Source organism: Streptomyces purpurascens (genome assembly GCF_045040895.1).
Classification (GTDB): Bacteria; Actinomycetota; Actinomycetes; order Streptomycetales; family Streptomycetaceae; genus Streptomyces; species Streptomyces purpurascens.
On the sequence record NZ_CP108341.1, the window covers coordinates 4,638,753 to 4,660,420 of the forward strand.

General features: G+C 68.3%; 20 protein-coding genes. 11 read left to right on the forward strand and 9 right to left on the reverse strand.

Annotation, left to right across the window (positions count from 1 at the left end):
- Positions 1-53 precede the first annotated feature (53 nt).
- From OHU35_RS21135 to trxA, 5 genes are all read left to right on the forward strand, one after another.
- A complete protein-coding gene (locus tag OHU35_RS21135; RefSeq protein ID WP_189727192.1) occupies positions 54-1,751 on the forward strand; it encodes a protein kinase family protein in 1,698 nt (565 codons plus the stop codon).
- A 27-nt stretch (positions 1,752-1,778) separates the two neighbouring features.
- Positions 1,779-2,504 (forward strand): RNA polymerase sigma factor SigM, encoded by a 726-nt coding sequence (gene sigM / locus OHU35_RS21140; RefSeq protein WP_189727191.1) that lies wholly within the window; start codon positions 1,779-1,781, stop codon positions 2,502-2,504.
- A complete protein-coding gene (locus OHU35_RS21145; RefSeq protein WP_189727190.1) occupies positions 2,501-3,427 on the forward strand; it encodes an anti-sigma factor in 927 nt (308 codons plus the stop codon). Before sigM ends, OHU35_RS21145 begins: the two co-directional genes overlap by 4 nt.
- A 167-nt stretch (positions 3,428-3,594) precedes the next feature.
- Entirely contained in the window at positions 3,595-4,563 is a 969-nt protein-coding gene (gene trxB, locus OHU35_RS21150) for a thioredoxin-disulfide reductase (RefSeq protein WP_184593873.1), read from the forward strand.
- Positions 4,564-4,607: 44 nt separating this feature from the next.
- Complete coding sequence (gene trxA, locus OHU35_RS21155) at positions 4,608-4,940, forward strand: thioredoxin (protein WP_184593875.1); 333 nt, start codon at positions 4,608-4,610, stop codon at positions 4,938-4,940.
- A 95-nt stretch (positions 4,941-5,035) separates the two neighbouring features.
- Here trxA and OHU35_RS21160 read toward each other — a convergent pair whose 3' ends face one another.
- The 9 genes from OHU35_RS21160 to rpmH all read right to left on the reverse strand — a co-directional run bounded on the left by OHU35_RS21160 (position 5,036) and on the right by rpmH (position 11,959).
- Positions 5,036-5,653 carry a GNAT family N-acetyltransferase gene (locus OHU35_RS21160; protein ID WP_189727189.1) on the reverse strand — a complete coding sequence of 206 codons (618 nt, stop codon included), beginning with the start codon at positions 5,651-5,653 and terminating at the stop codon, positions 5,036-5,038.
- Positions 5,654-5,973: 320 nt separating this feature from the next.
- Entirely contained in the window at positions 5,974-7,074 is a 1,101-nt protein-coding gene (locus OHU35_RS21165) for a ParB/RepB/Spo0J family partition protein (RefSeq protein WP_189727188.1), read from the reverse strand.
- On the reverse strand, positions 7,071-8,147 hold the full coding sequence (locus OHU35_RS21170) for a ParA family protein (protein ID WP_189727359.1): 1,077 nt from the start codon (positions 8,145-8,147) through the stop codon (positions 7,071-7,073). The genes OHU35_RS21165 and OHU35_RS21170 overlap by 4 nt, the downstream gene beginning before the upstream one ends.
- 265 nt (positions 8,148-8,412) lie before the next feature.
- Entirely contained in the window at positions 8,413-9,129 is a 717-nt protein-coding gene (gene rsmG, locus OHU35_RS21175) for a 16S rRNA (guanine(527)-N(7))-methyltransferase RsmG (RefSeq protein WP_189727187.1), read from the reverse strand.
- Between the two features lie 125 nt (positions 9,130-9,254).
- On the reverse strand, positions 9,255-9,764 hold the full coding sequence (locus tag OHU35_RS21180) for a R3H domain-containing nucleic acid-binding protein (protein ID WP_189727186.1): 510 nt from the start codon (positions 9,762-9,764) through the stop codon (positions 9,255-9,257).
- Positions 9,765-9,779: 15 nt separating this feature from the next.
- Positions 9,780-11,054, reverse strand: a complete 1,275-nt coding sequence (gene yidC, locus OHU35_RS21185; protein ID WP_189727185.1) for a membrane protein insertase YidC — start codon at positions 11,052-11,054, stop codon at positions 9,780-9,782.
- Positions 11,055-11,057: 3 nt separating this feature from the next.
- Positions 11,058-11,432 carry a membrane protein insertion efficiency factor YidD gene (gene yidD, locus OHU35_RS21190; RefSeq protein ID WP_189727184.1) on the reverse strand — a complete coding sequence of 125 codons (375 nt, stop codon included), beginning with the start codon at positions 11,430-11,432 and terminating at the stop codon, positions 11,058-11,060.
- Positions 11,429-11,800, reverse strand: coding sequence for a ribonuclease P protein component (rnpA, locus tag OHU35_RS21195; RefSeq protein ID WP_184593889.1), 372 nt, complete (start codon positions 11,798-11,800; stop codon positions 11,429-11,431). Before rnpA ends, yidD begins: the two co-directional genes overlap by 4 nt.
- A 21-nt stretch (positions 11,801-11,821) precedes the next feature.
- Positions 11,822-11,959 carry a 50S ribosomal protein L34 gene (rpmH, locus tag OHU35_RS21200; protein WP_018846094.1) on the reverse strand — a complete coding sequence of 46 codons (138 nt, stop codon included), beginning with the start codon at positions 11,957-11,959 and terminating at the stop codon, positions 11,822-11,824.
- Positions 11,960-12,363: 404 nt separating this feature from the next.
- Between rpmH and dnaA the strand changes: the two genes are divergently transcribed.
- From dnaA to gyrB, 6 genes are all read left to right on the forward strand, one after another.
- Entirely contained in the window at positions 12,364-14,430 is a 2,067-nt protein-coding gene (dnaA, locus tag OHU35_RS21205) for a chromosomal replication initiator protein DnaA (RefSeq protein WP_405506371.1), read from the forward strand.
- Positions 14,431-15,290: 860 nt separating this feature from the next.
- The gene (gene dnaN / locus OHU35_RS21210) at positions 15,291-16,421 is read left to right on the forward strand and encodes a DNA polymerase III subunit beta (RefSeq protein ID WP_189727182.1); all 1,131 of its coding nucleotides are present in this window, start codon (positions 15,291-15,293) and stop codon (positions 16,419-16,421) included.
- 164 nt (positions 16,422-16,585) lie between these two features.
- Positions 16,586-17,461 (forward strand): phosphogluconate dehydrogenase (NAD(+)-dependent, decarboxylating), encoded by an 876-nt coding sequence (gnd, locus tag OHU35_RS21215; RefSeq protein WP_189727181.1) that lies wholly within the window; start codon positions 16,586-16,588, stop codon positions 17,459-17,461.
- A 37-nt stretch (positions 17,462-17,498) separates the two neighbouring features.
- On the forward strand, positions 17,499-18,620 hold the full coding sequence (recF, locus tag OHU35_RS21220; protein ID WP_189727180.1) for a DNA replication/repair protein RecF: 1,122 nt from the start codon (positions 17,499-17,501) through the stop codon (positions 18,618-18,620).
- Positions 18,617-19,174 carry a DUF721 domain-containing protein gene (locus OHU35_RS21225; RefSeq protein ID WP_189727179.1) on the forward strand — a complete coding sequence of 186 codons (558 nt, stop codon included), beginning with the start codon at positions 18,617-18,619 and terminating at the stop codon, positions 19,172-19,174. Before recF ends, OHU35_RS21225 begins: the two co-directional genes overlap by 4 nt.
- 399 nt (positions 19,175-19,573) lie before the next feature.
- Positions 19,574-21,634: a DNA topoisomerase (ATP-hydrolyzing) subunit B gene (gene gyrB / locus OHU35_RS21230; RefSeq protein ID WP_189727178.1), complete on the forward strand. Its 2,061-nt coding sequence runs from the start codon at positions 19,574-19,576 to the stop codon at positions 21,632-21,634.
- The last annotated feature ends 34 nt before the right edge of the window (positions 21,635-21,668 follow it).

Genomic DNA, 21,668 nt, shown 5'->3' on the forward strand with positions numbered 1-21,668 from the left:
GCGCGCAACGGATGCCGGCCGGCGCGCACATGGATGGGGAGGCAGGAACGACGGTGGCGGAACGTAGTACGGCTGCCGTCGACGTGGCAGACAACAGCGACGACACGTCGCTGACCGCGAAGGCGGACCAGTCCACGGCCGACGGGGTGGCCAAGAACCGGGAGCGGGACACGGACAGCGACGAGGTACAGGAGAGCACCCGGACCGACGGGCCCGGAACGACCTCGCCGCCTGAACTGCACAGTGGGCACAAACTCGCCAGACGCTACCGCCTCGAGGAGTGCGTCACCCGTCTGGACGGTTTCAGCAGCTGGCGTGCTGTGGACGAGAAGCTCCGCCGTGCCGTCGGCGTGCACATCCTGCCCGCCGACCACTCACGGGCCCGCTCGGTCCTGGCCGCCGCACGCTCTTCCGCGCTCCTCGGCGACCCCCGCTTCGTCCAGGTGCTGGACGCGGTGGAGGAGAACGACCTCGTCTACGTCGTCCACGAGTGGCTTCCCGACGCGACGGAGCTGACCCCGCTCCTCGCCTCCGGGCCACTGGAGCCGTACGACGCCTACCAGATGGTCAGTCAGATCTCCTCCGCCATGGCCGCCGCGCACCGCGAGGGTCTCGCCCATCTGCGGCTGAACCCCAACGCCGTGCTGCGCACCTCGACCGGTCAGTGGCGTATCCGCGGGCTCGCCGTCAATGCCGCCCTGCGCGGCGTCACGACCGACACCCCGCAGCGCACCGACACCGAGGCCATCGGCGCCCTGCTGTATGCGGCGCTCACCCAGCGCTGGCCGTACGAGAGCGACGCATACGGCCTGTCGGGCCTGCCGAAGGACATCGGCCTGATCGCACCCGACCAGGTGCGTGCCGGTGTGCACCGCGGGCTCTCCGAACTGTCCATGCGCGCGCTCGTCAACGACGGTGCCACCGCGTCCCGGCACGATTCGCCGTGCACCACGCCCGAGGAGCTGGTGAAGGCGATCGGCGAGATGCCCCGCATCCGCCCGCCGGAGCCGACGTTCACCGCCCCGCCCGAGTACCAGCGCACGACGTACCAGCAGGGCTCGTACGGCCGCCAGGCCCCGCGCCTCGGCGCCACCCAGCCGGTCCCGACCCCGCCGCCCCCGCTGCAGAGCCGCACGGGCAAGGCCCTGAAGTGGGCCGTGTCCGCGCTCCTGATCGCCGCACTGGGCCTCGGCAGCTGGCAGCTCGCGGACGCGCTCATGGACCAGGGCGGCAAGAACGAGGAACCGGGCCAGACGCAGACCAACGACGGGAACGACAAGAGCCCGAAGAAGCCGACGGGCGGCAAGCCCATCGCCATCAGCGGTGCCCGCGACTTCGACCCCTTCGGCGCGGACGGCTCCGAGAAGCCGTCCGACATAGGGAAGGTCTACGACAACAGCACGGCCACGTACTGGCAGACGGACTTCTACCTCAGCTCGGACTTCGGCCGCCTGAAGTCGGGCGTCGGCGTCATCCTCGACCTCGGCAAGGTCCAGCAGGTCGGCAAGGTGAAGGTCACCTTCGTCGGGGACACCTCGGTCGAGCTCCGCAGCGCGAGCGCGGACGCGAGCTCGGAGCCGACGTCCTTCGACGCCTACAGCAAGGTCGCCGAGGGCAACGGGACGACAGTGGAACTCAAGCCCAAGTCCCTCAAGAGCCGCTACCTCCTGGTGTGGCTGACCGAGCTGCCCACGCAGGCGGACGACGGCAAGTGGCGCGGCAGGGTGGCGGACATCAAGGTGACCAGCTGACGGCATCTGCCTCGAGGAAGGAGGCCGATGGCAGACGGCACCGGGTACGACGGAGTAAGCGATCAGGATCTGCTCGCCCGCCATGTCGAAGGCGACCCCGACGCCTTCGGTGAGATCGTGCGGCGTCATCGCGATCGTCTCTGGGCCGTCGCCCTGCGGACGCTGGGGGACCGCGAGGAGGCCGCTGACGCGGTGCAGGACGCCCTCGTGTCCGCCTACCGGGCCGCCCACACCTTCCGGGGCCAGTCGGCCGTCACAACCTGGCTGCACAGGATCACGGTGAACGCCTGCCTGGACCGCGCCCGCAAGGCCGCTTCCCGGAAGACCTCTCCCGTCGACGACACCGAGCGCCTCGAGCAACTGCTGGAGCCTCACGAGTCGGCCTCCGCGCCCGCCGAGCGCAACGATCTCCACCGGCAGCTGATCGAAGCCCTGGGCACCCTGCCGGCCGACCAGCGCGCGGCGCTCGTCCTGGTGGACATGCAGGGATACCCGGTCGCGGAGGCGGCCCGCGTCCTCGACGTGCCGACCGGCACGGTGAAGAGCCGATGCGCACGCGGCAGAGCCAGACTCCTGCCGCTGCTCACCCATCTACGGCCGGACAGCGGCGGCAAGGACAAGAACCCGGGCGGGGAACGGAACCGGACGCAAGAGCCAACCGTCCCACCCGCAGCGGGACCACGCCGAACGGGACCGCCGGACACAGGACCGAGCGACTCAGCTGCAGTGAAGGGCGGAGGTGGACGAGCGTGACGTCGACGACAGACATGGCCGGGCACCCGGACGTCGCGGAGATCTCCGACCTCTCCGAAGGCATTCTCCCGCCGTCCCGGAGCACCGACGTGCGCCGCCATCTGGACGACTGCGAGCTCTGCGCGGACGTCTACGCCTCCCTGGAGGAGATCCGCGGTCTGCTCGGCACGCTGCCGGGCCCGCCGCGCATGCCCGCCGATGTCGCAGGCCGCATCGATGCCGCACTCGCCGCCGAGGCTCTGCTGAACGCCACGGAGCCCGAGGCCGCAAAGGAGCCGGCGTCGGTCGGTGCTCCCCGCTCCGCTTCCGAGGACGACAGCGGTGCGCATGTTTCACGTGAAACATCGACGCCCGCCGACCGGCCCGCGGGACGCCCGCGCTCTTCCACCACGGGACCGGGCCGCAAGGGGCGCACGCGGAACGGGCGCCGCAGGATCGCTGTTCTGGGGACCGTCTTCACAGTGGCAGCCCTGGGGCTGGGCTCCGTCCTTCTGTCATCACTCGGCGACAACAAGCCGCCCCACGACACAGCGGGCGGCCGGCAGACCACCGCCGCGGACACCTTCTCCGAGGGAAAGCTGCAGAAGCAGGTCACCGATCTCCTGGCCGAGAGCCAAAGCGAGGAAGGCGGCGATTCCCGCACCCCCCTCGGCGCAGCGACCGCCCCCGGCACCAACCACCCCAGGGTCCTCAGGGAGCCCACCGTGCCCGGCTGCGTCCGTGACGGCATCGGGCGCAAGGACGCGGCCCTGGCTGTCGAGAACGGCACGTACCAGGGGAAGAAGGCCATGCTCGTGCTGCTTCCCAATGCCTCCGACGCCACCCGGGTCACCGCTTATATCGTCGACGCGACCTGTGTGGATCACCAGGCTTCCACGGCCAGGGGCAAGGTCCTCCTGGAGCGCTCCTACCCGTCCTCCTGAGCGCGTGCATCGTCGTTGCCCTGCGTGGTATCCAGCACAGTGCCGCATCTCCGTGTGCCCGGACACAGCGGGAATGCGCGCCCCTTAGGATCCGTTGGGTGGTGTGAGAGTTCCGAGAGACGCTCCCACCGGTCGAACGATGCAGACCAGAGACGAGGAAACAAGCCGTGAGCGACGTCCGTAACGTGATCATCATCGGCTCCGGGCCCGCCGGCTACACGGCGGCGCTCTACACCGCGCGCGCGTCGCTGAAGCCACTGGTGTTCGAGGGCGCCGTCACCGCCGGCGGCGCGCTCATGAACACCACCGACGTCGAGAACTTCCCTGGCTTCCAGGACGGCATCATGGGCCCCGAGCTCATGGACAACATGCGCGCCCAGGCGGAGCGCTTCGGTGCCGAGCTCGTCCCGGACGACGTCGTGACTGTCGACCTGTCCGGCGAGATCAAGACCGTCACGGACACCGCCGGTACCGTCCACCGGGCGAAGGCCGTCATCGTCTCCACCGGCTCGCAGCACCGCAAGCTCGGTCTGCCGAACGAGGACGCTCTCTCCGGCCGTGGAGTGTCCTGGTGCGCCACGTGCGACGGGTTCTTCTTCAAGGACCAGGACATCGCCGTGATCGGTGGTGGCGACACCGCCATGGAGGAGGCCACCTTCCTCTCGCGGTTCGCCAAGTCCGTGACCGTCGTCCACCGCCGCGACACCCTGCGCGCTTCCAAGGCCATGCAGGAACGCGCCTTCGCCGACCCGAAGATCAAGTTCGTGTGGGACAGCGAGGTCGCCGAGATCCAGGGCGACCCGAAGCTCTCGGGTCTGAAGCTGCGCAACCTCAAGACCGGTGAGCTCTCCGACCTGCCGGTGACCGGCCTGTTCATCGCCATCGGCCACGACCCCCGCACCGAGCTCTTCAAGGGTCAGCTCGACCTGGACGAGGAGGGCTACCTGAAGGTGGAGGCGCCGTCGACGCGCACGAACCTGACCGGTGTCTTCGGTGCCGGCGACGTGGTCGACCACACCTACCGTCAGGCGATCACCGCGGCCGGGACCGGCTGCTCCGCAGCGCTCGACGCCGAGCGCTTCCTCGCCGCCCTCGCGGACGAGGAGCAGCCCGAGCCCGAGAAGACCTCTGTCTGACCCCTCATACCCGCCCCACGCACCAACCAGTTAAGGAGCCCGCCGTGGCCGGCACCCTGAAGAATGTGACCGACGACTCCTTCGAGCAGGATGTCCTCAAGAGCGACAAGCCTGTCCTGGTGGACTTCTGGGCCGCCTGGTGCGGTCCCTGCCGCCAGATCGCGCCGTCCCTCGAGGCGATCGCCTCCGAGTACGGCGAGAAGATCGAGGTCGTCAAGCTGAACATCGACGAGAACCCGGGTACGGCCGCCAAGTACGGCGTCATGTCCATCCCGACCCTGAACGTCTACCAGGGTGGCGAGGTCGCCAAGACCATCGTGGGCGCCAAGCCGAAGGCCGCGATCGTTCGCGACCTCGAGGAGTTCATCGCCGAGTGAATCGGCTGAGCCGTCGCACCGGCGGTGCATGTTTCACGTGAAACACGAATGGGCCAACCCTTGAAGGGTTGGCCCATTCGTTTGACTGCTTGCCTCTACAGCGGCCGCAGCGCCGGCTCCTTCTGTACGGCGCCCAGGAGCCGGTCCAGCGCCATCTCGACGTCCTCCTTCCAGGAGAGCGTCGATCTCAGGTCCAGCCTCAGCCGGGGATTGGTGGGGTGCTGCCTGACCGTCTTGAAGCCCACCGCCAGGAGATGGTCGGCGGGCAGCACACAGGCCGGCTCCTTCCAGCGCACATCTCCGAACGCCTCGATCGCCCTGAAGTCGCGCCGCAGTAGATCCTTGGCGACCGTCTGGACCATCACCCGGCCCAGTCCCTGCCCCTGGTAGCCCGGCAGGATGAACGCGGTCATCAACTGAACCGCGTCGGGGGAGATGGGACTCGTGGGAAACGCCGTGGAGCGGGGGACGTAGGCGGGAGGGGCGTAGAGCACAAAGCCCACCGGCACATCGTCGACGTACACCACCCGACCGCAGGACCCCCAGTCCAGCAGAACAGCCGAGATCCAGGACTCCTTCTCCAGAGCGGGCGTGCCTGCCTTTACCGCGGCCTCACCGCTGACTGGGTCGAGCTCCCAGAAGACACACGAGCGACAGCGCTTGGGGAGGTCCTGAAGGTTGTCCAGCGTGAGCGGTAAGAGCCGACGCCCCATGAAGGCTGTTCCTCGCTTCCTTCGCCCGCAGCGTCGCGGGCGGCTGTCAGAGCGCTCCGTTCCCTGATGAGACTGCCGATGAACCCACCGACCGCTCCCAGTCCCAAACCGGCGCTCACCAGTCCGGTGCGGTTCATCGTTCCCATGGCCCCTGCCTGCCTTTCAGAGGTGCTGCCGGGTGGTCGCGCCGTATCCCAACGCATCGTATCCACGATGCGATTCCATCGATACCGCCAGAAAGGAAAGAGCGGGCCATGTTCCGGTACACACCGGACACGGCCCGCTCTGTCGGATGCACAGCGGAGGCTCCTGCCGGAGGCTCAGGAGTCGCTCTCCTCGGAGTCGCTCTCCAGAAGGCTCTTCTGCAGGACCGGTCCCTCTCCGGGAGCGAAGGACCCGAGAATCCGCTCGAGGTCCTCCATGGAGGCGAACTCGACGGTGATCTTGCCCTTCTTCTGCCCCAGGTCGACCTTCACCCGCGTCTCGAAGCGGTCCGACAGCCGCGTGGCGAGGTCGGACAGCGCGGGAGAGACCCGGGCACCGGCACGCGGGCCCTTGGGCCGCTGCGTCTTCTGAGGCCGTGAGCCCATCAGGGTCACGATCTCCTCGACGGCCCGCACCGAGAGCCCCTCGGCCACGATGCGGTGGGCCAGCCTGTCCTGCTCCTCCGAGTCCTCGACGGACAGCAGTGCCCGTGCGTGGCCGGCGGAGAGCACCCCGGCGGCGACCCGGCGCTGCACGGCCGGAGAGAGCTTCAGCAGACGCAGGGTGTTGGAGACCTGCGGGCGGGATCGGCCGATGCGGTCCGCCAGCTGGTCGTGCGTGCAGTTGAAGTCCCTCAGCAACTGGTCGTAGGCGGCTGCCTCTTCCAGCGGGTTCAGCTGGGCGCGGTGCAGGTTCTCCAGCAGAGCGTCCAGGAGGAGCTTCTCGTCCTCCGTGGCCCGCACGATCGCCGGGATCGCCTCCAGTCCCGCCTCGCGGCAGGCACGCCAGCGGCGCTCGCCCATGATGAGCTCGTAGCGGGCGGGACCCACCTGCCGTACGACGACCGGCTGGAGGAGCCCGACCTCCTTGATGGAGGTGATGAGCTCGGCCAGCGCGTCATCGTCGAAGACCTCACGCGGCTGCCGTGGGTTCGGCGTAATGTCGTCGAGGGGGATCTCGGCGAAGTGCGCACCCAAGGGCGCCGCAGGCGCGGCGGGAGCACTGGGCTGAACCGGCTCCTCTGTTTCACGTGAAACAGTCGGCAGAGTCGCCACCTTCGCTGCCGCCACCCCACGGTCGTTCGGCAGCGAAGGCACTGCCGTGGGGGATGCGGAAGCGGCTCCTCCTGCCGCTGCCTGGGCCACCGACTTCTCCGTGGGGGCAGCAGGGATCAGTGCGCCGAGTCCACGCCCCAGTCCCCTCCGTCGCTCGCTCACTGGATGCCCTCCACCATGCTCGGGTCGTTCTGCTGTACGCCGATGTGGGCGTGCGTCGCTTCATAGCTGATGCCGACGCCCTTCAGCGCGATCTCTCGTGCTGCCTCAAGGTAAGAGAGGGCACCACTCGATCCTGGATCGTATGTCAGTACCGTCTGCCCATAACTCGGCGCCTCGGAGATACGGACGGAGCGGGGGATGCTCGTCCGCAGTACCTCGTCGCCGAAGTGGGTGCGCACCTCGTCCGCGACCTGGGAAGCGAGTCGCGTCCGGCCGTCGTACATGGTGAGCAGGATGGTCGACACATGCAGGGCGGGGTTGAGGTGCCCGCGCACGAGGTCGACGTTACGCAACAGCTGACCCAGGCCCTCCAGCGCGTAGTACTCGCACTGGATGGGGATCAGGACCTCCTGGCCCGCCACCAACGCATTGACCGTCAGGAGGCCGAGTGAGGGCGGGCAGTCGATGAGGATGTAGTCCAGCGGCTGCTCGTACGCCTGGATGGCACGCTGCAGCCTGCTCTCCCGGGCCACCAGGGACACCAGCTCGATCTCAGCACCGGCGAGATCGATCGTGGCGGGGGCGCAGAAGAGGCCTTCTACATCGGGGACGGGCTGGACGACCTCGGAGAGCGGCTTGCTCTCCACCAACACGTCGTAGATGGACGGGACTTCTGCGTGATGGTCGATACCCAGTGCCGTGGACGCATTGCCCTGTGGGTCGAGGTCGACCACCAAGACACGGCCGCCGTGCAGGGCCAGCGACGCGGCCAGGTTGACGGTCGTCGTCGTCTTGCCCACACCGCCCTTCTGGTTGGCGACCACCATGATTCGGGTCTGCTCGGGCCGTGGCAGGCCCTCGCCGGCGCGGCCCAGTGCCTCCACCGCCAGTTGGGCAGCACGACCGATGGGAGTGTCGTCCATCGGAGGCGGTGTTTCACGTGAAACATCCGCCCCCATCGACTCGGTACGGGGACCGGGGACCGGATCGGTCATCGGTCCCGCGATGTTGGCGTCGGACCGCAAGGATTCACTCTCCTCGACTTCAGGCTCGCTATGAACAGAGCCTCCCATGCCTTCGGGGTCGTGAACCAGTGAGGCCTGGCGTTCTGTGGAGAAATCCACCTCTGTGGACAACTCGGCTCCCTCACCGAGTGAACCGAGAGGCTTACGGTCGCGGGGTTCGGCCGCAGCGCGGCCACGACTGATGATGCCGTGCAGCAGTGAGCGACGTTTCACGTGAAACACGATGCACAGCAGCCGGGGCCGAACTGCCGCGACACTCCGGCATGCATCGGTTTGGCAGCTTGTGTGGAGTACGTCTCGTCGTCAGGACGGATCAGCGTCGCCGGCGTGTCCGGCCCGTGCGAGCCGCCTTGGCGCGCTTCGCGGCGAAGCGCACACCGCCGGGGCTCTCCCCGACCTCGACCCGCACGACCGTGGACATCGGGTCCACCACGCCCTCACCCACATGCAGGATGGACGTCTCCACAGCACCCAGCTTGCTCAGTGCCGCGGACGCGCTCTTCAGCTCCTCCTCGGCGGCATCGCCCTTGAGCGCGAGCATCTCCCCGTAGGGCCGCAGCAGCGGGACGCCCCAGGTGGCGAGACGGTCGAGCGGCGCGACGGCTCGGGCGGTCACGACGTGGACAGGCTGGATCTTCCCCATGACCTCTTCGGCCCGGCCGCGCACGACCGTCACGTGATCCAGGCCGAGCAGCTCCACGACCTCGGTGAGGAAGTTGGTGCGCCGCAGCAGCGGCTCCAGCAGCGTGATCTTCAGGTCCTCCCGGACGAGTGCCAGGGGAATGCCGGGCAGCCCGGCGCCCGAGCCGACATCGCACACGGTCACACCCTCGGGCACGACCTCCGAGAGCACGGCACAGTTCAGCAGGTGCCGCTCCCACAGGCGGGGCACTTCACGCGGACCGATGAGACCGCGCTGCACGCCGGCCTGAGCGAGCAGCTCGGCGTACCGCACCGCATCCGCGAAGCGATCACCGAACACCTCGCGCGCCTGCTCGGGCGCGGGGGGAAGCTCCGCTGCCTCCGTCACGGGGGACCGTCCTTCCGTACGGCGTCGGCGCGCCCAGCGCCGACGCCAGAACCACCAGAACTATCAGGCTGACAAAGTTCGGCCCCGCCTGCGCAACAGACGGGGCCGGGGAACGTAAGGGCCGATCAGGCGGGCAGCACGACGACGAAGCGCTGCGGCTCCTCGCCCTCGGACTCGCTGCGCAGGCCCGCGGCCTTGACCGCGTCGTGCACGACCTTGCGCTCGAACGGCGTCATCGGCTGCATCTTCACGGCCTCACCGGTGCTCTTGGCCTCGGCGGCGGCCTTGGCACCCAGCTCGGACAGCTCGGAACGCTTCTGGGCGCGGTAACCCGCGATGTCGAGCATCAGACGGCTGCGGTCGCCGGTCTCCCGGTGCACCGCCAGACGGGTGAGCTCCTGGAGCGCCTCCAGCACCTCGCCGTCGCGGCCGACCAGCTTCTGCAGGTCGCGGCCCGCGTCGCTGATGATCGAGACGGAGGCACGGTCGGCCTCGACGTCCATGTCGATGTCGCCGTCGAGGTCGGCGATGTCGAGCAGACCCTCCAGGTAGTCCGCAGCGATCTCGCCCTCCTGCTCCAGGCGGGACAGGGTGTCTGCACCCTCGGCAGCGGCGGAGGTGGTGCCTTCCGTCACGGGATGGACTCCTTCTTACTTCTTGGACGGGGACTTGGGCCGCTGCGGGCCCTTGCGCTGTCCGGACTGGGCCTTGCTGCGGGTACCACCGCCGGACTTCCCGCCGCCCTTCTGGGCAGCAGCGGCGGGCTTGGCGTCGTCGGGCTCGTCGGACTTGCTCAGCGACGTCTTCGGCTCGGCCTCGCCGGCCGCCTTCGCGGTGCCGGACTGGCGCTGAGACTTGCTCTGGCGCTTGGGCTGCTGGCGCTTCGGGGTGGCCGTGGTCGGCGTACCGTCCTCGGTCTCGACAGCGGCAGAGGTGTCGCCCTTGATCACGGTGCCGTCGGCCTGGGCGACGAGTCCGGCCTTGCTGAGGCCGTTGATGAACTTGCGCTCGAACTCGTTGCGGTCGCGTCCCTTGGCGACGATCGCCTTGACGATGACCCGGTCGCGGCGCCGGCCGACCTTGCTGTGCTGTGTGACGTGCTTGTTCAGGCGCTCCAGGTACGAGGCCTGGGCCTTGGAACCCGGGGTCGGGTTGTTGTGGATGACGTACATCTGCTGGCCCATGGTCCACACGTTGGTGGTCAGCCAGTAGACGAGGACACCGACGGGGAAGTTGATGCCGAAGACGGCGAACATGACGGGGAAGACGTACATCAGCATCTTCTGCTGCTGCATGAACGGCGTCTTCACCGTGGTGTCGACGTTCTTCGTCATCAGCTGGCGCTGCGTGAAGAACTGCGACGCCGACATCAGGACGATCATGATGGCGGTGACCACACGGACGTCGGTGAGGGAGGCACCGAGTGCTTCCACCTTCGACGCGCTGTCGGTGAACTTCGCCGCCAGCGGCGCACCGACGATGTGGGCCTTCTGCGCGCTCTGCAGCAGGCTCTGGTTGATCACACCGATGGTGTCGCCCGTCGCGATGCTGTTGAGCACGTGGTACAGGGCGAAGAAGAACGGCGACTGCGCCAGGATGGGAAGGCACGAGGAGAGCGGGTTGGTGCCCGTCTCCTTGTACAGCTTCATCATCTCTTCGGACTGACGCTGCTTGTCGTTCTTGTAGCGCTCCTGGATCTTCTTCATCTCGGGCTGCAGCGTCTGCATGGCCCGGGTCGACTTGATCTGCTTCACGAAGAGCGGAATGAGGCAGATACGGATCAGGATCACCAGGGACACGATCGACAGGCCCCAGGCCCAGCCGGTGTCAGGGCCGAAGAGGGCGCCGTACACCGAATGGAACTGGACGATGACCCAGGAGACGGGTGTGGTGATAAAGCTGAAGAGGCTGGCAATCGTGTCCACTAATCATGCTCCTTGGGCATGGGACGGTGTCTCTGCGGCCGGGCTCGAAGGACTGGACTGACTTGTGGGAGAAGTCTGTCCCTCGGTGGCCGGGTCGGCGGCGGAGGGCCCGCCCTTGCGTGCACGCCACGCGGTACGCAGCATTTCGTGCCACCGCGGACGCTTGCGCGGCGGGACATGGTCCACACCACCCAGCGACCACGGATTGCACCGCAGGATGCGCCAGGCCGTGAGTGCCGTTCCCTTGATGGCACCGTGCCGGTCGATGGCCGTGTAGCCGTAGTGGGAGCACGACGGGTAGTACTTGCAGACCGGCCCGAGCAGCGGACTGATCGTCCACTGGTAGAGCTTGATCAGAGCCAGCAGCGGGTACTTCATCGCGCGCCCCCTCCCAGCAACCGCTGGAGAGCGGCATCCAGGTCTCGGGCCAGCTGTGCATGGTCGGCGTCGCCCGATCCGGGCAGCGCTCGTACGACTACCAGGCTACCGGGGGGCAGCTGGGCGACTCGCTCGCGCATCAGATGGCGAAGCCTGCGCTTCACCTTGTTGCGCACGACCGCGCCACCCACAGCTTTGCTCACGACGAAACCCGCACGCGTCGGGGGAGCGCTCTCCCCAGGCGCGTGCGGGTCCGTGGCACCGCTACGTAGGTGGACGACGAGGAGAGGGCGTCCGGCCCGGCGTCCTCGTCGTACCGCGGTCGCGAAGTCCTCGCGCCGCCTCAGCCGATGCTCGGTAGGCAGCACGACGTCATGACCTGATCGGGATCAGGCGGACAGGTTGGCGCGACCCTTGCTGCGGCGGTTCGCGAGAATCGCGCGGCCGGCACGGGTACGCATCCGCAGGCGGAAGCCGTGGGTCTTCGCGCGACGACGGTTGTTCGGCTGGAAGGTGCGCTTGCTCACTCGGGGGCTCCAGAAGAAATCGGTAGATGCGGGGTGCCGTCCTGGCTGTCACCGTGCGCCCACGAGTAGCTCGCAGTTACGCCCGAGTGCACCGCTGACCGATCACCCAAATGACCTGTGCCCATCGGAGGCAGGCGGCAGCAGCCATCGACAACTCGACCTGGTTACGGTACGCGCGGCTACGCCATCCGGTCAAACCGGGAGCCGCCGGGAGACACTTGTCCACAGGCTGGGGACAACAACTTGAACCCTACCGGCCGCCCTGACTACCGTGACGGAACTCCGATTCGTTCCCTTATCCCTGCCCCACCCGATTTACATCCCGAGCCGTCCCAGAACCACACGTTCGTGGGACCTGTGAGAGAGCGTGCCCTGTGGCTGACGTACCTGCCGATCTTGCCGCAGTGTGGCCACGCGTATTGGAGCAGCTCCTCGGGGAGGGTCGCGGTCAGGGGGTCGAGACCAAGGACGAGCACTGGATCCGGCGCTGCCAGCCGCTCGCGCTGGTCGCGGACACCGCTCTGCTCGCCGTACCGAACGAATTCGCGAAGGGCGTACTCGAGGGCCGTCTGGCGCCGATCGTCAGCGAGACGCTGAGCCGCGAATGCGGCCGCCCGATCCGGATCGCGATCACCGTCGACGACTCCGCGGGCGAGCCCCCGGCTTCGCCGGCGCCCCCGGCCCGCCCCCAGCAGCCGCGCTACGAGGAGCCCGAGCTCCCCGCCGCGCGCCAGGACCGCGACGGATACGAGGGGTACGGCCGCCACCGCGCCGACCAGATGCCGGGGGCACCCGGCGATCAGCATCCGCCTACGCGCGGAGATCAACTGCCCACCCCGCGTCCCGCGTACCCGTCCGAGTACCAGCGCCCCGAGCCCGGCGCCTGGCCGCGGCCCACGCAGGACGAGTACGGCTGGCAGCAGCAGCGCCTCGGCTTCCCCGAGCGTGACCCGTACGCGTCACCGGGGCAGGACTCCTACGGCTCGCAGGAACAGTACGGCGGTCAGGACCAGTACGGCGGTCAAGATCAGTACGGCGGCGGTCAGGACTCGTACAACGCGCAGGACTCCTATAAATCCCACGGGTCCCAGGACTCATACGGATCCCATGGATCCCACCAATCCCACGGCTCGCAGGACTCCTACGGCTCTCACGGACCCCGTGGCTCCCACGGCTCACAGGACTCGTACGGCTCGTCCGCCCAGGACTACCGCCCGCAGTCCATGGAGCGCCCCTCCTACGAGCCGTCGCGCTCCGACTACGACACCTCACGCCCCGAGTACGACCAGCGCGACGCGGTCCGCCGGGAGCTGCCCGAGCCGCCGGCCGGCTCGGGGCACGTGCACCGCGGCGGCCCCGTCGGCCCGAACCTGCCCACCACCGGTGCGCCCGGCCCGCTGGCCGCGCAGCCCGCGCCCGCGACCGGCCCCGGCGAGCCCACCGCGCGTCTGAACCCCAAGTACCTCTTCGACACGTTCGTCATCGGCGCCTCCAACCGCTTCGCGCACGCCGCCGCGGTCGCTGTCGCCGAGGCGCCGGCGAAGGCGTACAACCCGTTGTTCATCTACGGGGAGTCCGGGCTCGGCAAGACCCACCTGCTGCACGCCATCGGGCACTACGCCCGCAGCCTCTACCCGGGCACCCGGGTGCGGTACGTGAGCTCGGAGGAGTTCACCAACGAGTTCATCAACTCCATCCGCGACGGCAAGGGCGACAGCTTCCGCAAGCGGTACCGCGAGATGGACATCCTGCTCGTCGACGACATCCAGTTCCTGGCGGACAAGGAGTCGACGCAGGAGGAGTTCTTCCACACCTTCAACACGCTCCACAACGCGAACAAGCAGATCGTGCTGTCCAGCGACCGGCCGCCGAAGCAGCTGGTCACGCTGGAGGACCGGCTGCGGAACCGTTTCGAGTGGGGCCTGATCACCGACGTCCAGCCGCCCGAGCTGGAGACTCGTATCGCGATCCTCCGCAAGAAGGCGGTGCAGGAGCAGCTGAACGCGCCGCCGGAGGTGCTGGAGTTCATCGCGTCCCGGATCTCGCGCAACATCCGCGAGCTGGAGGGCGCGCTGATCCGGGTCACGGCGTTCGCCTCGCTCAACCGGCAGCCCGTGGATCTGGGACTGACGGAGATCGTCCTCAAGGACCTCATCCCCGGCGGCGAGGACTCGGCCCCCGAGATCACCTCGACGGCCATCATGAGCGCGACGGCGGACTACTTCGGGCTGACCGTCGAGGACCTGTGCGGCACGTCCCGGGGCCGCGCCCTCGTCACCGCCCGGCAGATCGCCATGTACCTCTGCCGTGAGCTGACGGACCTGTCGCTGCCGAAGATCGGCGCGCTGTTCGGCGGCCGCGACCACACGACGGTCATGCACGCGGACCGCAAGATCCGCAATCTGATGGCCGAGCGCCGCTCCATCTACAACCAGGTCACCGAGCTGACCAACCGCATCAAGAACGGCTGACGTACCGAGCGGCAGACCGCCGAGGGCGCTCCCGGAGGAGGTTTCCGGGGGCGCCCTTCGTCATGTCGCGGTCCCCGGCTGTTCGATTACCTGCCGGGTTACGGCCACCCTCCACAGATTCGGTGACTTTTTCCCGTCCACATCCTGGGGACTGGGAAGTTGTCCAGACTGTGTCCACAGAGGCTCCTGCTGAGGGGCCATCAGGCCAGGTCACCTGCATGTGGATTCGTGGACGAACGATCTCCACAGACTGTGGACAGAGAGGAGATCCACAGGCTGTGCATCGAGTTTTCCACCGACAACCCACAGGCTGGGGCTAGTTGTCCCCAGCGATCCCGGGCTTCTCCACATCGCTGTCCACTGTTCGGCAACACGACGCGCCTTCTCACCGGGTCGAGTGAAAGGCGTCACACAAAGCTGCCGGGTTGGGCTGTGGGAAAGGTGGGTAAAGCTGGGGACGGCGCTGGGGAGAACTCGCCTCTCCCTGTGCACGGGGTGTGCAGAACTTTCCGTTCTCCACAGAGACACCAGGTTGTCCACTGCCTTCACCCACAGGCCCGGTGGACAAAATTCCCGCTCTGAGCTGGGCAAACGGGGTTATCCACGGTATCCACAGCCCCTACTACTACTCCCAACTAGAGAGAGCTGGGAATTCGTTTCGAAGTGGGTCCTGTGCACAACTCGCTCTTCGGCGCCCGACTGCCCCTCGTCACGACTTGACCCCGAGAGGCACCTACTGTCAGTGCGGTGCGTCAGACTGGTCCCCGGTGTCCTCCCCATCCCAGGGACCGTCGACACCGAGACAGACGACGAGGGCCAGGCAGAGCGAGAAGCGCCGGCAACAGCAGGAGGCGGCAACAGTGAAGATCCGGGTGGAACGCGACGTACTCGCGGAGGCAGTGGCCTGGGCAGCGCGCAGCCTCCCGGCCCGGCCGCCGGCGCCTGTCCTCGCCGGACTGCTGCTGAAGGCCGAGGAAGGCCAGCTGAGCCTGTCCAGCTTCGACTACGAGGTCTCCGCGCGGGTGTCGGTGGAGACGGAGGTCGAGGAGGAGGGCACGGTCCTGGTCTCGGGCCGCCTGCTCGCGGACATCTGCCGCGCGCTCCCCAACCGGCCGGTGGAGATCTCCACAGACGGTGTACGGGCGACCGTGGTCTGCGGTTCCTCCCGGTTCACACTCCACACCCTGCCTGTGGAGGAGTACCCGGCCCTGCCGCAGATGCCGAACGCGACGGGCACGGTCCCCGGCGAGGTCTTCGCCTCCGCGGCCGCCCAGGTGGCCATCGCGGCCGGCCGCGACGACACGCTGCCCGTCCTGACGGGTGTGCGCATCGAGATCGAGGGCGACACCGTCACGCTGGCGTCCACCGACCGCTACCGCTTCGCGGTCCGCGAGTTCCTGTGGAAGCCGGAGAACCCGGAGGCCTCCGCGGTCGCCCTGGTGCCCGCCAAGACGCTCCTGGACACCGCCAAGGCCCTCACGAGCGGCGACAGCGTCATCCTGGCGCTGTCGGGCGGGGGCTCGGGCGAGGGGCTGATCGGTTTCGAGGGCGCGGGCCGTCGCACGACCACGCGTCTGCTGGAGGGCGACCTCCCGAAGTACCGCTCGCTGTTCCCGACCGAGTTCAACAGCGTCGCCGTGATCGAGACGGCCCCCTTCGTGGAGGCCGTCAAGCGTGTGGCCCTGGTCGCCGAGCGCAACACCCCGGTGCGGCTCAGCTTCGAGCAGGGCGTGCTGATCCTGGAGGCCGGTTCCAGCGACGACGCACAGGCTGTGGAGCGGGTCGACGCCCAGCTGGAGGGCGACGACGTGTCGATCGCCTTCAACCCGACGTTCCTGCTGGACGGCCTGAGCGCGATCGACTCCCCGGTCGCCCAGCTGTCCTTCACGACGTCCACGAAGCCCGCGCTGCTCAGCGGCAAGCCGGCGCTGGACGCCGAGGCGGACGACGCCTACAAGTACCTGATCATGCCGGTGCGGCTCAGCGGCTGAGCAGCGTCGGTTGTCCACAGGCTGGGGGCAAACCCGCAGGTGGGGGCCTACGACTGAGCGCGTATGCCCACAGATGTGCGCGAGCGTCCGGGTTTAGGCTCGGACGTGGCACGCGAGTGCCGCAACGCCACATCGGACACCTGTACACCTAAGGAAAACAACTGATGGAGCTCGGTCTCGTCGGCCTCGGCAAGATGGGCGGCAACATGCGCGAGCGGATCCGCCGCGCGGGCCACACCGTCCTCGGATACGACCGCAACGCGGATCTCGCCGATGTCCACAGCCTGCAGGAGCTTGTGGGCAAGCTCAGCGGCCCCCGCGTGGTCTGGGTGATGGTCCCGGCAGGCGAGGCCACGCAGTCCACGATCGACGAGCTCGCCGAACTGCTGGAGCCCGGTGACGTCGTCGTGGACGGCGGCAACTCCCGCTGGACCGACGACGAGAAGCACGCCGAGGAGCTGGCGGCCAAGGGCATCGGCTTCGTCGACTGCGGTGTCTCCGGCGGCGTCTGGGGCCTGGAGAACGGCTACGCGCTGATGTACGGCGGCGACAAGGAGAGCGTCGCCAAGGTGCAGCCGGTCTTCGACGCCCTCAAGCCGGAGGGCGACTTCGGCGCGGTGCACGCGGGCAAGGTCGGCGCGGGCCACTTCGCGAAGATGGTCCACAACGGCATCGAGTACGCGATGATGCAGGCCTACGCCGAGGGCTGGGAGCTCCTGGAGAAGGTCGACTCCGTGACCGACGTCCGGGATGTCTTCCGCTCCTGGCAGGAGGGCACGGTCATCCGCTCCTGGCTGCTGGACCTCGCGGTCAACGCGCTCGACGAGGACGAGCACCTGGACGGGCTCCGGGGTTATGCACAGGACTCCGGCGAGGGACGCTGGACTGTGGAGGCAGCGATCGACCACGCGGTGCCGCTGCCGGCGATCACCGCGTCGCTGTTCGCGCGGTTCGCCTCCCGCCAGGAGGACTCGCCCCAGATGAAGATGATCGCGGCGCTGCGGAACCAGTTCGGCGGCCACGCGGTCGAGAAGAAGTAAGCAACACCCGAGCGCCTGGGAGGTCGGCGAAACGACCATGCACGTCACGCATCTGTCGCTGGCCGACTTCCGCTCCTATCCCCGGGTCGAGGTCCCGCTCGATCCGGGGGTGACGGCCTTCGTCGGGCCGAACGGGCAGGGCAAGACCAACCTCGTCGAGGCCGTCGGCTATCTCGCCACCCTCGGCAGTCACCGGGTCTCCTCCGACGCTCCCCTGGTCCGCATGGGCGCCGAGCGCGCCATCATCCGGGCCCAGGTCCGGCAGGGCGACCGGCAGCAGCTGGTCGAGCTGGAGCTGAACCCGGGGCGCGCCAACCGCGCCCGTATCAACCGGTCCTCGCAGGTCAAGCCGCGTGACGTGCTGGGGATCATACGGACGGTCCTCTTCGCGCCCGAGGATCTCGCCCTGGTCAAGGGCGACCCCGGTGAGCGGCGCCGGTTCCTCGACGAGCTGATCACCGCCCGCTCACCGCGCATGGCCGGGGTCCGCTCCGACTACGACCGGGTCCTCAAGCAGCGCAACACCCTGCTGAAGTCGGCCGCGCTGGCCCGTCGGCACGGCGGCCGCAGTGTGGACATGTCCACGCTCGACATCTGGGACCAGCACCTCGCGCGCGCGGGCGCCGAGCTGCTCGCCCAGCGCCTGGATCTGATCGCCGCCGTCCAGCCGCTCGCCGACAAGGCGTACGAGCAGCTCGCCCCAGGTGGTGGCCCCATCGCCCTGGAGTACAAGCCGTCCGCGCCGGGCGAGGCGCACACCCGCGAGGACCTCTTCGAACAGCTGATGGCGGCGCTCGCCGAGGCCCGCAAGCAGGAGATCGAGCGGGGCGTCACCCTGGTCGGCCCGCACCGGGACGACCTCCAGCTCAAGCTCGGCCAGCTGCCCGCCAAGGGCTACGCCTCGCACGGCGAGTCCTGGTCCTATGCGCTGGCCCTGCGCCTGGCCTCGTACGACCTGCTGCGTGCCGAGGGCAATGAGCCGGTGCTGGTGCTGGACGACGTCTTCGCCGAGCTGGACACCCGTCGCCGTGAGCGCCTGGCCGAGCTGGTCGCGCCCGGTGAGCAGGTCCTGGTGACGGCGGCGGTCGAGGACGACGTACCGCATGTGCTGTCCGGGACGCGGTTCGCCGTGTCCGAGGGGGCGGTGGAGCGCGTATGACGGAGAACACACCCGGGAGCGACCCCAAGCCCCCGTCCGCCAAGCCCCCTGCCCCTGAGCCCTCCGGCGTCGACCTCGCGCGCGTGGCGCTCCGCGCGGCGAAAGAAGCCGCACGCGCGCGTGGAGACGCGGCTCAGCAGAAGAGGCAGGCGCGGCGCGGCGGGCTGCGCTCCGGCGCGCGCGCCGACGGCCGCGATCCGATGGCGCTCGGCTCGGCGATCAACCGGCTGATCACCGAGCGCGGCTGGGAGGCCCCGGCCGCGGTGGGCGGTGTGATGGGCCGCTGGCCGCAGATCGTCGGCGAGGACGTGGCCAACCACTGTGTGCCGGAGAAGTACGACGAGGACGAGCACGTCCTGATCGTGCGCTGTGACTCGACGGCCTGGGCGACGAACCTGCGGCTGCTCGCCCCGACCCTGGTCGCACGCCTCAACGAGGACCTGGGCCACGGCACCGTCCGGCAGATCAAGGTGCTGGGCCCCAGCGCCCCCACCCGCCGCTACGGCCCCCTGCGTGCCCCGGGCAGCAGTGGACCTGGTGATACCTACAGGTGACTTACGTCACGTCTGGCTGGGCCGTGGCGGCCCGGTCGGAGCCGTTCCGGGCACCCTTTTCTGCCACCGCACACGGTTGCGAATAGCGACCTGACTCCGAAGTAGCCAAGGGTTGACGGCCGGAAGCGCTGAGTGCCTCCGTGAGCCTCTTGGAGCCCCCATCCGCATATCGGGAGTCGGGGAAGACCCGTCGAGGGCGGCACATGCGGACTCAGGTACCGGCAAACCCCCATCAGTGTCGGTGCTACCGGTAGACTGGAAGCAATCCCGCCCCACTCGCTGGGGACCGTCCGGGACAAGCTGAGCAACGCTGATCAAGGCTTACCAACGCAACATGCCGCAGCCGCTCCGGCAACCCGCCGGCGAGCCTGGCTCGTGCTGTGCCAGAAAGGGCGCTTCGTGGCCGATTCCGGCAACCCCAACGAGAACATCCCGTCCACCGACGAAGGCGTGACCAGCGAGGCGATCACCTCCCACGGCGAGGTCACCGCCTCGTACGACGCCAGTGCCATCACCGTCCTCGAGGGTCTGGACGCGGTCCGCAAGCGGCCCGGCATGTACATCGGCTCGACCGGTGAGCGCGGCCTGCACCACCTGGTGCAGGAGGTCGTCGACAACTCCGTCGACGAGGCGCTGGCCGGGCACGCGGACACGATCGACGTGACGATCCTCGCCGACGGCGGCGTACGGGTCGTGGACAACGGCCGTGGCATCCCGGTCGGCATCGTCCCCTCCGAGGGCAAGCCGGCCGTCGAGGTCGTGCTGACCGTGCTGCACGCGGGCGGCAAGTTCGGCGGCGGCGGCTACGCGGTCTCCGGTGGTCTGCACGGCGTGGGTGTCTCCGTCGTGAACGCCCTGTCGACCAAGGTGTCCGTCGAGATCAAGACCGACGGCTACCGCTGGACCCAGGACTACAAGTTGGGCGTCCCGACGGCGCCGCTCGCCCAGCACGAGGCCACGGACGAGCACGGCACCACGGTCACCTTCTGGGCCGACCCGGACATCTTCGAGACCACGAACTACTCCTTCGAGACGCTGTCGCGGCGCTTCCAGGAGATGGCGTTCCTCAACAAGGGCCTGCGCATCAACCTCGCCGACGAGCGCGAGTCGGCGAAGGCCACGGCCGGTGCGGACGAGGCCGGTGAGGACGAGAAGCACGAGGTCAAGGCTGTCTCGTACCACTACGAGGGCGGCATCGTCGACTTCGTGACGTACCTCAACTCCCGCAAGGGCGAAGCGGTGCACCCCACCGTGATCGACCTGGAGGCCGAGGACAAGGACAAGCACCTGTCCCTCGAGGTCGCCATGCAGTGGAACGGCGGCTACACCGAGGGTGTGTACTCCTTCGCCAACATCATCCACACGCACGAGGGCGGTACGCACGAAGAGGGCTTCCGGTCCGCGCTGACCTCGCTGATCAACAAGTACGCGCGTGACAAGCGGCTGCTGCGCGAGAAGGACGACAACCTCACCGGTGACGACATCCGCGAGGGTCTGACCGCGATCATCTCGGTCAAGTTGAGCGAGCCCCAGTTCGAGGGTCAGACGAAGACCAAGCTGGGCAACACCGAGGTCAAGACCTTCGTCCAGCGCGTCGTCTACGAGCACCTGGCCGACTGGCTGGACCGCAACCCCAACGAGGCCTCGGACATCATCCGCAAGGGCATCCAGGCGGCCACCGCGCGCGTGGCGGCCCGCAAGGCCCGTGACCTCACCCGCCGCAAGGGGCTGCTGGAGACCGCGTCCCTGCCGGGCAAGCTCTCCGACTGCCAGTCGAACGACCCCACCAAGTGCGAGATCTTCATCGTCGAGGGTGACTCCGCCGGCGGCTCGGCCAAGTCCGGCCGAAACCCCGAGTACCAGGCGATCCTCCCGATCCGCGGCAAGATCCTCAACGTCGAGAAGGCGCGGATCGACAAGATCCTGCAGAACCAGGAGATCCAGGCGCTGATCTCCGCCTTCGGCACCGGGGTCCACGAGGACTTCGACATCGAGAAGCTGCGCTATCACAAGATCATCCTGATGGCGGACGCCGACGTCGACGGCCAGCACATCAACACCCTGCTGCTGACCTTCCTGTTCCGCTTCATGCGGCCGCTGGTCGAGGCCGGGCACGTGTACCTCTCCCGTCCGCCGCTCTACAAGATCAAGTGGGGCAAGGACGACTTCGAGTACGCGTACTCCGACCGCGAGCGCGACGCCCTCATCGAGATGGGCCGCAACGCCGGCAAGCGCATCAAGGACGACTCGGTGCAGCGCTTCAAGGGTCTCGGCGAGATGAACGCCGAGGAACTGCGCATCACGACCATGGACCAGGAGCACCGTGTCCTCGGCCAGGTCACCCTCGACGACGCCGCCCAGGCCGACGACCTGTTCTCGGTCCTCATGGGTGAGGACGTCGAGGCCCGCCGCGCGTTCATCCAGCGCAACGCCAAGGACGTCCGCTTCCTCGACATCTGAGTCGGTCTCAGCTGACCGCACCAGGAAGGACCTT